The 12,095-nt window shown below is 63.3% G+C and carries 13 protein-coding genes; 11 read left to right on the top strand and 2 right to left on the bottom strand.

Annotation, left to right across the window (positions count from 1 at the left end; genetic code table 11):
- Positions 1–152 precede the first annotated feature (152 nt).
- The 6 genes from ABIB36_RS12490 (at position 153) to glmM (ending at position 3,914) form a co-directional block, all read left to right on the top strand.
- Positions 153–461, top strand: a complete 309-nt coding sequence (locus ABIB36_RS12490) for a WXG100 family type VII secretion target (protein WP_084348456.1) — start codon at positions 153–155, stop codon at positions 459–461.
- Positions 462–552: 91 nt separating this feature from the next.
- On the top strand, positions 553–843 hold the full coding sequence (locus ABIB36_RS12485) for a WXG100 family type VII secretion target (RefSeq protein WP_084348455.1): 291 nt from the start codon (positions 553–555) through the stop codon (positions 841–843).
- A 136-nt stretch (positions 844–979) separates the two neighbouring features.
- Entirely contained in the window at positions 980–1,327 is a 348-nt protein-coding gene (locus ABIB36_RS12480; RefSeq protein ID WP_256895899.1) for a TraR/DksA C4-type zinc finger protein, read from the top strand.
- 164 nt (positions 1,328–1,491) lie between these two features.
- Complete coding sequence (rplM, locus tag ABIB36_RS12475) at positions 1,492–1,935, top strand: 50S ribosomal protein L13 (RefSeq protein ID WP_084348504.1); 444 nt, start codon at positions 1,492–1,494, stop codon at positions 1,933–1,935.
- The gene (gene rpsI / locus ABIB36_RS12470; protein WP_084348454.1) at positions 1,932–2,468 is read left to right on the top strand and encodes a 30S ribosomal protein S9; all 537 of its coding nucleotides are present in this window, start codon (positions 1,932–1,934) and stop codon (positions 2,466–2,468) included. Before rplM ends, rpsI begins: the two co-directional genes overlap by 4 nt.
- Positions 2,469–2,576: 108 nt before the next feature.
- Positions 2,577–3,914 carry a phosphoglucosamine mutase gene (glmM, locus tag ABIB36_RS12465; RefSeq protein WP_084348503.1) on the top strand — a complete coding sequence of 446 codons (1,338 nt, stop codon included), beginning with the start codon at positions 2,577–2,579 and terminating at the stop codon, positions 3,912–3,914.
- Positions 3,915–3,951: 37 nt separating this feature from the next.
- On the opposite strand, the gene ABIB36_RS12460 is transcribed toward glmM, so the two are convergent.
- Positions 3,952–4,992: an LLM class F420-dependent oxidoreductase gene (locus ABIB36_RS12460; protein WP_354559320.1), complete on the bottom strand. Its 1,041-nt coding sequence runs from the start codon at positions 4,990–4,992 to the stop codon at positions 3,952–3,954.
- Between the two features lie 149 nt (positions 4,993–5,141).
- Between ABIB36_RS12460 and ABIB36_RS12455 the strand changes: the two genes are divergently transcribed.
- Genes ABIB36_RS12455 through ABIB36_RS12445 form a run of 3 tightly spaced genes read left to right on the top strand, consistent with a single transcriptional unit; the run spans position 5,142 to position 7,728 of the window.
- The gene (locus tag ABIB36_RS12455; RefSeq protein ID WP_143542214.1) at positions 5,142–5,462 is read left to right on the top strand and encodes a hypothetical protein; all 321 of its coding nucleotides are present in this window, start codon (positions 5,142–5,144) and stop codon (positions 5,460–5,462) included.
- Positions 5,459–7,414, top strand: coding sequence for a hypothetical protein (locus tag ABIB36_RS12450; protein WP_354559321.1), 1,956 nt, complete (start codon positions 5,459–5,461; stop codon positions 7,412–7,414). Before ABIB36_RS12455 ends, ABIB36_RS12450 begins: the two co-directional genes overlap by 4 nt.
- Before the next feature lie 38 nt (positions 7,415–7,452).
- The gene (locus ABIB36_RS12445; RefSeq protein ID WP_354559322.1) at positions 7,453–7,728 is read left to right on the top strand and encodes a hypothetical protein; all 276 of its coding nucleotides are present in this window, start codon (positions 7,453–7,455) and stop codon (positions 7,726–7,728) included.
- A gap of 6 nt (positions 7,729–7,734) precedes the next feature.
- On the opposite strand, the gene ABIB36_RS12440 is transcribed toward ABIB36_RS12445, so the two are convergent.
- Positions 7,735–8,589: a dienelactone hydrolase family protein gene (locus ABIB36_RS12440; RefSeq protein ID WP_354559323.1), complete on the bottom strand. Its 855-nt coding sequence runs from the start codon at positions 8,587–8,589 to the stop codon at positions 7,735–7,737.
- Between the two features lie 111 nt (positions 8,590–8,700).
- On the opposite strand from ABIB36_RS12440, the gene glmS reads away from it, so the two are divergent.
- The gene (glmS, locus tag ABIB36_RS12435) at positions 8,701–10,563 is read left to right on the top strand and encodes a glutamine--fructose-6-phosphate transaminase (isomerizing) (RefSeq protein ID WP_084348448.1); all 1,863 of its coding nucleotides are present in this window, start codon (positions 8,701–8,703) and stop codon (positions 10,561–10,563) included.
- Positions 10,564–10,599: 36 nt separating this feature from the next.
- Positions 10,600–12,033 carry an NAD(P)H-hydrate dehydratase gene (locus ABIB36_RS12430; RefSeq protein WP_354559324.1) on the top strand — a complete coding sequence of 478 codons (1,434 nt, stop codon included), beginning with the start codon at positions 10,600–10,602 and terminating at the stop codon, positions 12,031–12,033.
- Positions 12,034–12,095 lie beyond the last annotated feature (62 nt).

Genomic DNA, 12,095 nt, shown 5'->3' with positions numbered 1-12,095 from the left:
CGTCCAGAAATTTCCACATCCATGGAACCGAAGGGCATCGCGCGTGCGTCCAATCAGATGTAGGGGGGAATCGCACTTGCGCCGTAGGCGAACCGCTGCCCAGTCCGAGCACTCGACCGAGCACTCGGAACCGAAGACATCGAGGAGTTGACATGGCAGAAGCCAATATCGAAACCATGATCGCCGTGGCCGCAAAGGTCGACGGCCTGCGCGACCAGATCGGAGGGCTGCTGAGGCTGCTTCGCTCGGATGTCGACCTTGCGGCATCGGGAATCTGGAAGGGCAAGGCGTCGACCTCGTTCGGTCAGGTCATGACCAATTGGGATTCGAGCGCATTCAAACTCGAGAATGCGCTCGCGGGCATCAGTCAGTCGATCAAGACCAGTGGTATCGAGTACGACCAGTCCGAGCAGGACAACGTCTCGTCGATCAATGCGGTCGCAGGCACGCTGAACCTGTGATGTTCGAGCGTGCTTCGCGGTTGCGAAGCACTCGAACACATCTCATGAGAGTCCACCACTTGCCCCACCGAACGGAAACGAGGAACTGACTATGGACGGCGAAATCAGATACAACTTCGGCTCGATCACCGATCTGGCCGGCGGTATGACCAACAAATGGCAGTCGCTCAACGACAAACTCGACGAGATCAAGTCGTCGATTCAACCTCTCGTTGCGACGTGGCAGGGTGCCGATGCCGACGCTTACCAGGTCAAGCAAGGGGAATGGAACTCGGCGCAGACCGAGCTCACCACGGTCCTGCAGAGCCTGATCGGCGCGGTCAACTCCGGCAACCAGAAGATGATGGAACAGGAAGCGATGAACCGGTCCCGTTTCTCGTGAGGTAGTCGTGTGGCCATGTGCCCCGGCATTGCGCTCGATGCCGGGGCCGTGCCGTGTCCACAGGACCAGCAACCCGAGTGCTGATCGGCACTCGGCTCGGGTTGCTTCTATGTCGTCGCACCTGTGAGGTGAAAGCGTGGACCCCATCGAAGCGCACAGGCTCATAGCCGATGCGCGGAGTGCAGCGCAGAGTCGGCTGGAGTCCTTGCGTGCACAGTTCGAGGTGATCGTGGCAGGCTCCGAGTGGACCACCGATGACGACGAGCACGACCCGGAAGGATCGACCATCGCCTTCGAGCGAGCAAAGGTGATCGGGCTGGCGCGCGATGCAGAGGACGAAGTTCGTGAGCTCGATGCAGCTCGGGAACGCGTCGCGTCAGCTTCTTACGGAGTGTGCGAGCGGTGCGGGTCAGCTATCGCCGATCCCCGCTTGGAAGCGCTCCCCGCGGCTCGGCGCTGCATAGTCTGCGTGCGACTTCGGTGAAGGCGTTTTGACCTGCTGCAGGTCCAACCGGTATTGTCCCACGATGGCGTGGATGAGATCGTTGCGCTCTTTGTGCGGCGATCACTTGCTCTCGGGTCTCAACTGGCCGCCGAGGGGATACACACGTCTTGGCCAGCAGCGACATCATGAAGACAGGAATTTTTGTGTCTACATACAGCCCGAAGGCCGGGGACACCACCCGGACTTGGCATGTGATCGACGCTACGGACGTTGTACTCGGTCGGCTCGCCGTCCAGGCAGCAAACTTGCTCCGTGGCAAGCACAAGCCCACCTATGCAGCCAACGTCGACGGTGGCGACTTCGTCGTCATCATCAACGCAGAGAAGGTTGCCATCAGCGGTAACAAGCGCGATGGCAAGTTCCTCTACCACCACTCCGGCCACCCGGGCGGTTTGAAGTCGCGCACGGTCGGTGAGGTTCTCGACAGGACCCCTGATCGCCTCGTGGAAAAAGCCGTCATCGGCATGATCCCCAAGAACAAGCTCGGCAGTGCCATCGCGGGCAAGCTGAAGGTCTACGCGGGACCGAACCACCCGCACACAGCTCAGCAGCCCGTTCCGTTCGAGATCAAGCAGGTGTCCCAGTGACGGCGCCGGAGGGAAATGACGTGACGTCGCAGGAGAACACCGAAGAGGTCGTCGAGATCGCCGCGGACGAGTTCGTGGCCGTCGAAGAGCCTGAGGTTGTCGACGAGATCGAAGCCGCTGCTGCAGCGCCTGCACCGATCCTGTTCGATCGCCCGATCCAGACAGTCGGTCGCCGTAAGGAAGCCGTCGCTCGCGTGCGGTTCTCCTCGGGCAGCGGTGGGTTCAAGCTCAACGGCCGTAGCCTCGAAGACTACTTCCCGAACAAGGTGCACCAGCAGCTGATCAAGGCTCCGTTGGTCCTCGTCGATCGGGCAGAGTCCTTCGATATCGTCGCCCTGCTTCACGGTGGCGGCCCGTCCGGACAGGCAGGCGCCTTGCGTCTGGCTATCGCGCGCGCCCTCATCGAGCTCACCCCGGAAGACCGTCCGCCGCTCAAGGCTGCCGGCTTCCTCACGCGTGATGCGCGTTCGGTGGAGCGCAAGAAGTACGGTCTGAAGAAGGCACGTAAGGCGTCGCAGTACTCCAAGCGCTGACGTTCTTTCCAGTTCTACCCGCGAGGGCAGGCGTCCAGAATTCTCGGATGCCTGCCCTCGCGGCGTTTGAAGATCAATTTTTTTCTGGCGAAGGGGGACGAACTCCAGATGACTCGACTGTTCGGTACCGATGGTGTGCGGGGGCTGGCCAACGGCTTGTTGACTCCGGAGTTGGCGGTGAAGGTGGCCAGGGCTGCCGCAACCGTATTGACGCAGGCTTCACCGACAGAACGCCCCGTCGCGGTGGTGGGTCGCGATCCGCGAGCGAGTGGCGAGATGCTCGCAGCTGCGGTGACCGCAGGCCTGACCGCGTCGGGAGTCGACGTGCTCGACGTCGGGGTCCTCCCGACACCCGCCGTTGCATATCTGACATCGGCGCGCGGTGCGCAACTGGGTGTCATGATCTCCGCGTCTCATAATCCGATGCCGGACAACGGAATCAAGATTTTCGCGGCAGGGGGTCACAAGCTCGACGATGACGTCGAAGATCGAATCGAGACCCTCGTAGCCGGAGGCGGTGCCATGCCGGCACCTACTGGTTCGGGTATCGGCCGCGTCCGAGTGATGACGGGTGCTGCCGAGGAATATGCGGCGCATCTCGGCTCGGCGCTGTCGATTCGGCTCGACGGCGTCACCGTTGTCGTCGATTGTGCGAACGGTGCTGCGTCCGCCGTCGCACCCTCGGTGTACAGGGCAGCGGGAGCGAGGGTGATCGCGATCAACGCGGACCCGGACGGCCTCGATATCAACGACGGCTGCGGATCCACGCATATGGAAGATTTGCAGACGGCCGTGGTGTCCCATGGAGCGGACCTGGGCATCGCTCACGACGGCGACGCCGACCGATGCCTCGCCGTCGACGCCTCCGGACGCATTGTCGATGGCGACGCAATCATGGCGATACTGGCTATCGGAATGAAGGAATCCGGCGAGCTCACCGAAAATACGCTGGTCGCCACCGTCATGAGCAATCTCGGTTTGCACATCGCGATGCGCGCCGCTGATATCGACATGCGCACCACAGCAGTCGGAGACCGGTATGTTCTCGAGGATCTGAGGGCTGGGGGCTACGCCTTGGGGGGCGAGCAAAGTGGCCACGTTGTCATTCCCGGGTTCGGGACCACCGGTGATGGAACCCTCACCGCGCTGCGAATTATGGGCAGAATGGCCGAGACCGGTCGTTCTTTGGCCGATCTGGCCTCGGCAATGACCACACTTCCGCAGGTGCTCATCAATGTGAAGGTGTCGGACAAGGCAGCTGTGGCGACGGCGCCTTCGGTGCTCGAAGGTGTGGCCGAGGTAGAGCGGATGTTGGGGGATACTGGTCGAGTGTTGTTGCGGCCCAGCGGCACCGAGCAGTTGGTGCGGGTGATGGTGGAGGCGGCCGAGCCGGACCTCGCCCGTCGACTCGCCGAGGAATTGGCGAATCGGGTCGGGCAGGTCTGACTCGGACCGTCCCCGAGCTCAGTGTTACTCGATCGACTCAGTCCGTCAGAGCGCGAAGCGCCGTCAACTGCGCGACACGTCCTGCGGTGTTTTCAGCCAGGGGTTGGACGTTCAGCGTGGTGACACCGGCCTCGGCGAATGCCGCGACGCGTTCCTTCACGTAGCTTTCCGGGCCGATCAGGTTGATGGCGCGCACGAGCTCGTCGGGCACTGCAGCCGTTGCTTCTTCCTTCTTGCCTGCTAGATACAGGTCCTGAATCTTCTCGGCCTCGGCTTCGTAGCCGTACCGTCGAGCGAGGTCGTTGTAGAAGTTCTTTCCCTTGGCACCCATTCCGCCGATGTAGAGGGCGAGGTGGGGCTTGACCCACGGAAGGTACTTCTCAGCGTCCTCGCCGATGGCGAGAGTGGGGCTTGCGAAGACCTCCAGGTCGCCCAGAGACGGGTCGCGCTTGGCCTTGCCTGCGCTCAGCGCGTCTCCCCACACCTGGTCCGCTTTCTCCGGGAAGTAGAAGATCGGCTGCCAGCCCTCGGCTATTTCTGCGGTGAGCTCGACGTTCTTGGGTCCGAGTGCAGCGATGACTACCGGGATCTTCTCGCGCACAGGATGGTTGATCAATTTGAGCGGCTTGCCCAGGCCGGTGCCCTGGTCTGCGGGCAAGGGGATCTGGTAGTGCTTGCCCTGGTGGACGACCTTTTCGCGACGCCACACCTGACGGCAGATCTCGATGACCTCGCGGGTCCGGGCGATTGGCGCGTCGTACTTGACGCCGTGGAAACCCTCGACGACCTGCGGGCCGGACGCACCGAGGCCGAGAACGAAGCGACCATCGGAGACGTAGTCGAGGCCGGCTGCAGTCATCGCGGTCAACGATGGTGTGCGGGTGTAGATCTGGAAGATTCCCGACGCGATCTTGATCGTCGACGTCTTCGCGGCCAGAAAGCCGAGCTGGCTGACGGCGTCGAACGAGTATGCCTCGGGAACGAAGATGATATCGAGGCCCGACTTCTCGAGTTCTTCTACCTCGGCCACGGTTTCTTTGAATCCGCCTGAGTAGTTGAGCGTGGTTCCGATATGCATGAGACTCCTCGCAGGTGTGAGCGTGTTATCTGTAACCCGAGCTGTATAGCTGGGACGTTACCGGTACCGGAGGGAACCGATCCCATGCGGGCTGCGTCGAACATGACAGGGGTATTTCGCCCGACGGACGTGGAAGCGTGGTGTGCGAGATGTGTGACGAGTTGGATATCGATGCGGAGGCAGTCGGTGCTGTAGCCGGAGCTTTCGGCGACTCCGCCCAGGCAATCGTGTCGGCTGCCGAGATTGCGAGCGGGCTCACTTTCGGTCCGGCGGTCGCCGGCCGGAACTACGGCGACCTCGGTGTGCGCATTGCAGCGGCCGGCGGTCTTGTGGGGTCATCGCTACGACGCTGGAGTGAGGCGTCCGAGGACAACGCCGACCGGCTCCATACCATCGTCGACGGATATCGATTTGTCGACGATGAGCTGTCGACTTCCCTGCACGATCCCCGAATCGAATCGACCCGATGACATCACCGACGATGCCGGGCGTGGAGTCTGTGATCTCGGTCGAGAGCCTTCTCGACGGCGGCACCCGTGGCTTGCTGTATTTCGAACGTCACCTCCCGACGCTGCATCGCATCGATGGTTCTCTGGAGTGGACGTACGCCGAAATGTGCGCACGCTACGACGAGCAACGCGGGTTGAATATCGCGGCTTTGACTGCCGATGCCGACGCCTTGGGCAGAGTGCTCGAGGTTGCACGCTCGCAGATCGAGGAACAGCGGCGTCTGTGCGCGGTACTGGCCCGTTCGTGGTCGGGCCCGGCAGGTGAGGCGGCGATGTCGGACATGGAATCGGACCTGCAGCGCGCGCTGTCGCGTGTGGACTCGATCGATCAGCTCTACCAATCCATGCACACCGCGGCAGATGTCATCGGCGAAATCGTGCGGGACAAGGCCGCCGTCGTGGCATCGATCGACTTCTCTCGAGTCGGCGGCAAACCGATCGAGTCGATCGATGCCATCGCGTACTTCGCAGGCCTGGACCCTGATTCCGTCCAAAGTATCGGACCGGTCGCGAATGCCTTTCTGGTTGCGGTCGAGGCTGCACTGCCGGAGGTCGCGGAGGTGGTCGACACGCGAACACCCCTCGACAGTGTCGGACTGAGCAAGGTTCGGAGAGTCTGCGATGCGTGGCTGAACGATATTTTTCGGCCCGCGGTCATCGAGACCTGCCTCGCCTTCGTGGAAATCTGCGCGGCTACGGACACCGGTGTACGAGACCTTCTGGCAGTCGTGGCAAAGACAGCCGAGGCCATCGAAGATTCCGAATTTCCGTCCACCGATATCGACGACTCGGCTGTGGATAGACCCGACACGCGGTGTCGAACTGCGCCCGGCGGTCTACCGAATTCTGTCCCGGGCACGGTGCCTCAGTCGACACGGCCGCTGCCCGTACAGCCACTGCCCGTACAGCCGCTGTCGGAACTGCCGCGGTCCGCAATACCGAATCAGGCTGTGCCGACAACAGCCCCCGCGACCAGCAGCATGCCGGTGCCGCAGCCGCAGCGGAGCCCGGACATCGACACCGGAAGTCGCACTGGCCCCTCCGGTTCAGCTGGCTCACCCGACTCGGCGGCAGCAATCGAGTCGGCGGTGCAACGTGCAATGGAACCGCTCACTGCCGATATTCGATCGGCCATAAATCGCATTCTCGATTCCGAATCCGGTGAGACACCGACCCCGCCGAACGATGAAGAGGAGGAGTTCAGCTCGAATGACTCTGTACGAGAACGAAATTCACCAGCTTCCGTGGAGTCGCCGAACGCTGATGGGGAACCAGTGAACGCTGATACTCCTCCGCTGACTGCTGGTCCGGTGGAACCGGACTCGGGTGGAGTGTCACCAGAACGAGGGCACCTCGAGGCCGAACTGGATGGGCACAACGCGAAGATCGCGGTGGCACAGAATGGAACGGTGTCGTTGGAACTCGGCAGCCCGGACGGCAGCGTACGTCGATTCGAACTTCGGATGGGTCCGCTCGGGCTACCCGTGATCGTCGAGTCCCTCGACCCTCCGCCCGTCGCTTCCGGCTCGGCTCCTGAACAGCGAGATCCCGAACGACCTGCCGGTGAATCGAACGTAGAGCAGCCGGAGGTGGAACCGGAGGAAGGGCCCGAGCCGGAGCCGGAGCCTGCACCCGTCGCGGCGGACCTCGGTGCGTCCGAAGACTCAGTAACGCAAGGCTCCGTAACCGACGATTCCGTCCCCGAAGACTCAGAACCTGAAGATTTCGAACCTGGGGTGTGCACGCCGGACGAGGGGAGTGCAGAGGGCGAAGCCGCCCCGATGGAGCCCCCGATACGAACTCCGTCGCCACCTTCACCGGCAGAGGGTCCGCCACCTTCAGCGGCGGAGCAGGACGCAGAGGGGCCATCGTTGGACTCGGGTGCACACCTTGCCGAAGCCGGGCCGCTGTGACCGGCGGTGGGGGCACGTGGAGGAGTGAAATCCAGCGCGTGCGCGCCGAGCACCGTGCCGCACTGGATCGGGTGTCGGATCGACTCGACACGATTGCGCACACTACGTCCGGCGTCGGGCCGTCACCGGCCGCAATCGACGACCACGGCCCGCGTCCCGAGCCGAGTGGAGTTTCGAACAAGAACGTCGAGGAAGATCGATCCGTGAACGCGTACCGGTCGTATCTGTTGCCGGCGAACCTGGATACGCGGGTGCAGGCAGCAGTGCAGGCAACCTGGGCCGAGGACGACCCGCCTTCGAGCTGGCTGAGGTGAAGAGGGTCAGCGACCGATCACTGCACGCACTGCCGAGATTGCGCTCGGCTTCGGCTGCTCCGCGATCGGTGCGTGAGGATCGATTACTCGCGTGTTCTTCAATTCCGCTGCACCGGCGAGTTCTTCGTACTTCTTGTCGCCGGAGAGGTGGAACAACAAGAATGCAGTCAGTAGCGCGCGGACGACCTCGACTGTCGACCTCTCGGTACCGCCGAAGCCGAGGGGGCTGAGCAGCCGTCTTCCTTCGACCATGCCGTCGGACGACGCTTTGTCGATGCGTCGAAATGTGGAGGGTCCTCCCCATGCGCCGGCGAGCGCGAGTGTGTTGTCGTTCAGCGAATCGGTCATGGCTGCATCTCCCAGCACCAACCCGGGCACCGACAAGGATTGCGCTGCGTCTTCCGCGCTCGGCACCGTCGGTGCCGGAAAGAGCGCGGCTACGGCTTTGATGTCCGAGCGTGATGCGGCTGCGAGAACTGCAACGCTCGCTCCCATGCCGTGGCCGGCGACGGCGAGTTTGTCGGGGTGCACACTGATGTTTCCGGTTCCCAACCGCACTCCGGTCATGATGTCGAGCACTGTGCCGAGGTCGGCGGCGAGACCGCGGTGTGACGGAAACGGCCCGCGTTCGGTGTCGGGCGCCGCGGCGACGATGCCCCATGATGCCAGGTGCTTCAGGGTGTTCGTGTAATGGTCGCTGCGCAACAGCCAGCCGTGCCCGAAAGCGACTCCGGGCAGGTTGTAGCCCTCCGCAGGGGTGTAGACGACGCCGGGTTGGCCGGCGAGGGCGAGGTCGCCGCGGAGCACTTCGTGCGGACCGCGCTTGCTGAGTTCTGCTGCGAGCTTCTTGGGTGTCGCCACGGGTGTAGACGCTATCGGATCGGGTGTGATCGGCGGGGGTAAGGGGCCGAGTAGGGGTTCTCGCGTTCTCCCGCGAGGATCTCCGTCTGTCTCCGAGTACCCTCAAGCACCATGTGCGGAATCGTGGGATACGTCGGCCACCGCCAAGCTCTGGGTGTAGTGGTCGAGGCGCTTCGGCGTATGGAATACAGGGGATACGACTCAGCGGGGATTGCGATACTCGACGGTGCCGGGAACACCGCCGTCGAACGCAAGGCGGGTCGGCTGGCGAATCTGGAGGCCGAACTGGAAGAAGTCGGCACCGAGAGGTTCGTCGGGTCGACGGGCATGGGTCACACCCGGTGGGCAACTCACGGGCGTCCGACCGATCGAAATGCACATCCGCACCGCGACGTGTCGGGGGCGGTCGCGGTCGTGCACAACGGGATCATCGAAAACTTCGGACCACTCCGCGCCGAACTCGAAGCCCGGGGCATCGAGTTTTCCAGTGACACCGATACCGAGGTGGCAGTCCACCTCGTTTCGTGTGCGTACGAGGAGGGACCGACGAAGGGCGATTTCGTCGCCAGCGCGAAAGCGGTGTTGCGCAGACTCGAGGGCGCGTTCACGCTCGTGTTCACCCATTCCGATCACGCCGACACCATTGTCGCCGCGCGTCGGTCGACGCCGCTGGTCGTCGGAGTAGGTGTCGGCGAGATGTTCGTGGGTTCGGATGTGGCTGCATTCATCGAGCACACGCGCGAGGCTGTCGAACTCGGCCAGGATCAGGTAGTCGTCATCACTGCCGGTGGATACGAGATCACCGACTTCGACGGCAACGTAGCGTCGGGACGCCCTTTCCATATCGATTGGGATCTGGCTGCCGCCGAAAAAGGCGGCTACGACTACTTCATGCTCAAGGAGATCCAGGAGCAGCCCGCTGCCATCGCGGACACCTTGCTCGGGCACTTCGAGAATCAGCGGATCGTCTTGGACGAGCAGCGGTTGTCGGATCAGGAGCTACGCGAGGTCGACAAGATCTTCGTCGTAGCGTGCGGAAGTTCCTATCATTCCGGGTTGCTTGCGAAGTACGCCATCGAGCACTGGACGCGACTTCCGGTCGAGGTCGAACTTGCCAGCGAGTTTCGTTACCGAGATCCGGTTCTCGATCGATCCACTCTCGTGGTCGCGATTTCGCAGTCCGGCGAAACCGCGGACACGCTCGAGGCCGTACGCCATGCGAAAGATCAGGGTGCGCGAGTTCTCGCCGTGTGCAACACCAACGGCTCCCAGATTCCGCGCGAGGCCGATGCAGTCCTGTACACGCGAACGGGTCCAGAGATCGGCGTCGCGTCGACCAAGGCTTTCCTCGCTCAGATCACTGCCAACTACCTCGTCGGGCTTGCTCTTGCGCAGGCTCGCGGAACGAAGTACCCCGACGAGGTCGCACGGGAGTTCGCAGACCTCGAAACGATGCCCGAACTCGTGCAGAAAGTACTCGATTCGGTGGAACCGGTGCGTGAACTTGCACGAGAATTGGCTATGTCGCCGACGATTCTGTTCCTCGGTCGCCACGTCGGATACCCGGTGGCACTCGAAGGCGCCCTCAAGCTCAAGGAACTGGCGTACATGCACGCCGAGGGCTTCGCTGCAGGTGAACTCAAACATGGCCCCATTGCGCTGATCGAGGACGGGTTGCCCGTGATCGTGGTCATGCCCTCGCCGAAGGGGCGCGCGGTCCTTCACTCGAAGATGCTCAGCAACATTCGTGAGATCCAGGCGCGTGGTGCTCGAACAGTAGTGATCGCGGAGGAGGGTGACGACACTGTCCGTCCCTTTGCCGACCATCTGATCGAGATCCCGGTGGCTCCGACTCTTCTGCAGCCACTGCTGTCGACTGTGCCGTTGCAGGTCTTTGCCGCCGAAGTGGCCCAGACCAGGGGATACGATGTCGACAAGCCGAGGAACCTGGCGAAGTCCGTCACTGTCGAGTAGCAGCAACGTAGGTGAACGTCCGACGGGAGACTGTTTATGCGGCACTACTTCACGCCTGATCAGGTTCGCGACGCGGAGCGACCGCTCCTCGAGGCGTTGCCGCCGGGGGTTCTGATGCGCCGTGCAGCCTACGGTCTGGCAACGGTAGTGGCGCGCGAGTTGGTGGGCCGGACAGGCGGGGTCGTCGGTCGACGGGTGAGCATTCTCGTCGGGTCCGGTGACAACGGCGGCGACGGACTGTGGGCCGGCGCCATCCTGCGTACCCGGGGGGTAGCTGTCAGTGCGGTCCTGCTGAAACCGGACCGCACGCACCCGGAAGGCCTTGCGGCATTTCGACGCGCCGGCGGCAAGGTCGTGGACACACCGGATAATCCCGACCTGGTCATCGATGCCATCGTCGGCATCTCCGGCACGGGGCCGCTTCGACCCGATGCGGCCGCCATCGTTTCCGCGCTCGACGCTCCGATCGTTTCCGCAGACATTCCCAGCGGTGTCGATCCGACGACGGGCGGTGTGGACGGTCCAGCCGTTCGAGCTGCGGTGACCGTGACCTTCGGTGCGCGCAAACCCGTGCATGTGCTTGCGGTGCCGCATTGCGGCAGAGTCGAACTCGTGGAGATCGGGTTGACCTTGCCCGATCCGTACATTCGTGCGTTCGAGCCTGCCGACGTCGGCGCCCTCTGGCCGATCCCTACAGCCGAGGACGACAAGTATTCGCAGGGTGTCGTAGGGATCGCCGCGGGCAGTAAGCGATATCCGGGGGCTGCATTGTTGTGCACCGGAGCGGCGGTGGCCGCGACGTCGGGCATGGTGCGGTACGTGGGGAGCGCGGAAGCTGAGGTTGTATCCCACTATCCCGAGGTCATCGTCTCGGCCGATCCGTCGAGTGCTGGACGAGTGCAGGCATGGGTCGTAGGTCCAGGGTTCGACACCGGGGAAAGATCGAGGGAGTGGTTGTCCGACATCCTCGCCTCCGATCTGCCCGTGGTAGTCGACGCAGATGCCCTGACCGTTCTGGCGTCGGAACCAGAGCTGGTTCGGTCGCGCTCGGCACCGACTTTGCTCACACCGCACGCCGGTGAATTCGAGCGGTTGACCGGCCGGGTGCCCGGCGCCGACAAGGTGTCCGCGGTACGTGATCTGGCGTCGAGTTGGGGCGTGACCGTACTACTCAAGGGCCGAGCGACGGTGGTCGGCGACCCGGATGGCCGGGTCCTCGTCAACGATGCGGGCGGATCCGCGGCGTCGACGGCAGGATCGGGAGATGTTCTGTCCGGAGTGCTGGGGGCGCTGCTGGCCACCGGCCTCGATGCGTCCGTTGCTGCAGCGTGTGGGGCCCGGGCGCACTCGTTGGCGGCCGCGACGGCCGCGCATGGGTCCAGGGGCGAGTTCGCGGCACCGATTTCGGCCGGACCTCTCCTGTCCGCGCTCCCCGAGGCCATCAGGATTCTGCGTTCCGTCACAGTGTGAGGTGTCGGTCAGACGTTCAAGGTGTTTTCGGTCACGATCGTCGGGAAGTCGAACGAGGACCT

It is taken from the genome of Rhodococcus sp. UYP9, from assembly GCF_040547235.1.
Classification (GTDB): Bacteria; Actinomycetota; Actinomycetes; order Mycobacteriales; family Mycobacteriaceae; genus Rhodococcoides.
This window is presented reverse-complemented; position numbering and strand designations above follow the sequence as displayed.

Excerpts from the sequence above, each read along its gene's own strand:
- ABIB36_RS12490 (WP_084348456.1), top strand. The coding sequence starts at position 153 with ATGGCAGAAGCCAATATCGAAACCATGATCGCCGTGGCCGCAAAGGTC.
- ABIB36_RS12485 (WP_084348455.1), top strand. The coding sequence starts at position 553 with ATGGACGGCGAAATCAGATACAACTTCGGCTCGATCACCGATCTGGCC.
- glmM (WP_084348503.1), top strand. The coding sequence starts at position 2,577 with ATGACTCGACTGTTCGGTACCGATGGTGTGCGGGGGCTGGCCAACGGC.
- ABIB36_RS12460 (WP_354559320.1), bottom strand. The coding sequence starts at position 4,992 with ATGCATATCGGAACCACGCTCAACTACTCAGGCGGATTCAAAGAAACC.
- ABIB36_RS12455 (WP_143542214.1), top strand. The coding sequence starts at position 5,142 with ATGTGTGACGAGTTGGATATCGATGCGGAGGCAGTCGGTGCTGTAGCC.
- ABIB36_RS12450 (WP_354559321.1), top strand. The coding sequence starts at position 5,459 with ATGACATCACCGACGATGCCGGGCGTGGAGTCTGTGATCTCGGTCGAG.
- glmS (WP_084348448.1), top strand. The coding sequence starts at position 8,701 with ATGTGCGGAATCGTGGGATACGTCGGCCACCGCCAAGCTCTGGGTGTA.
- ABIB36_RS12430 (WP_354559324.1), top strand. The coding sequence starts at position 10,600 with ATGCGGCACTACTTCACGCCTGATCAGGTTCGCGACGCGGAGCGACCG.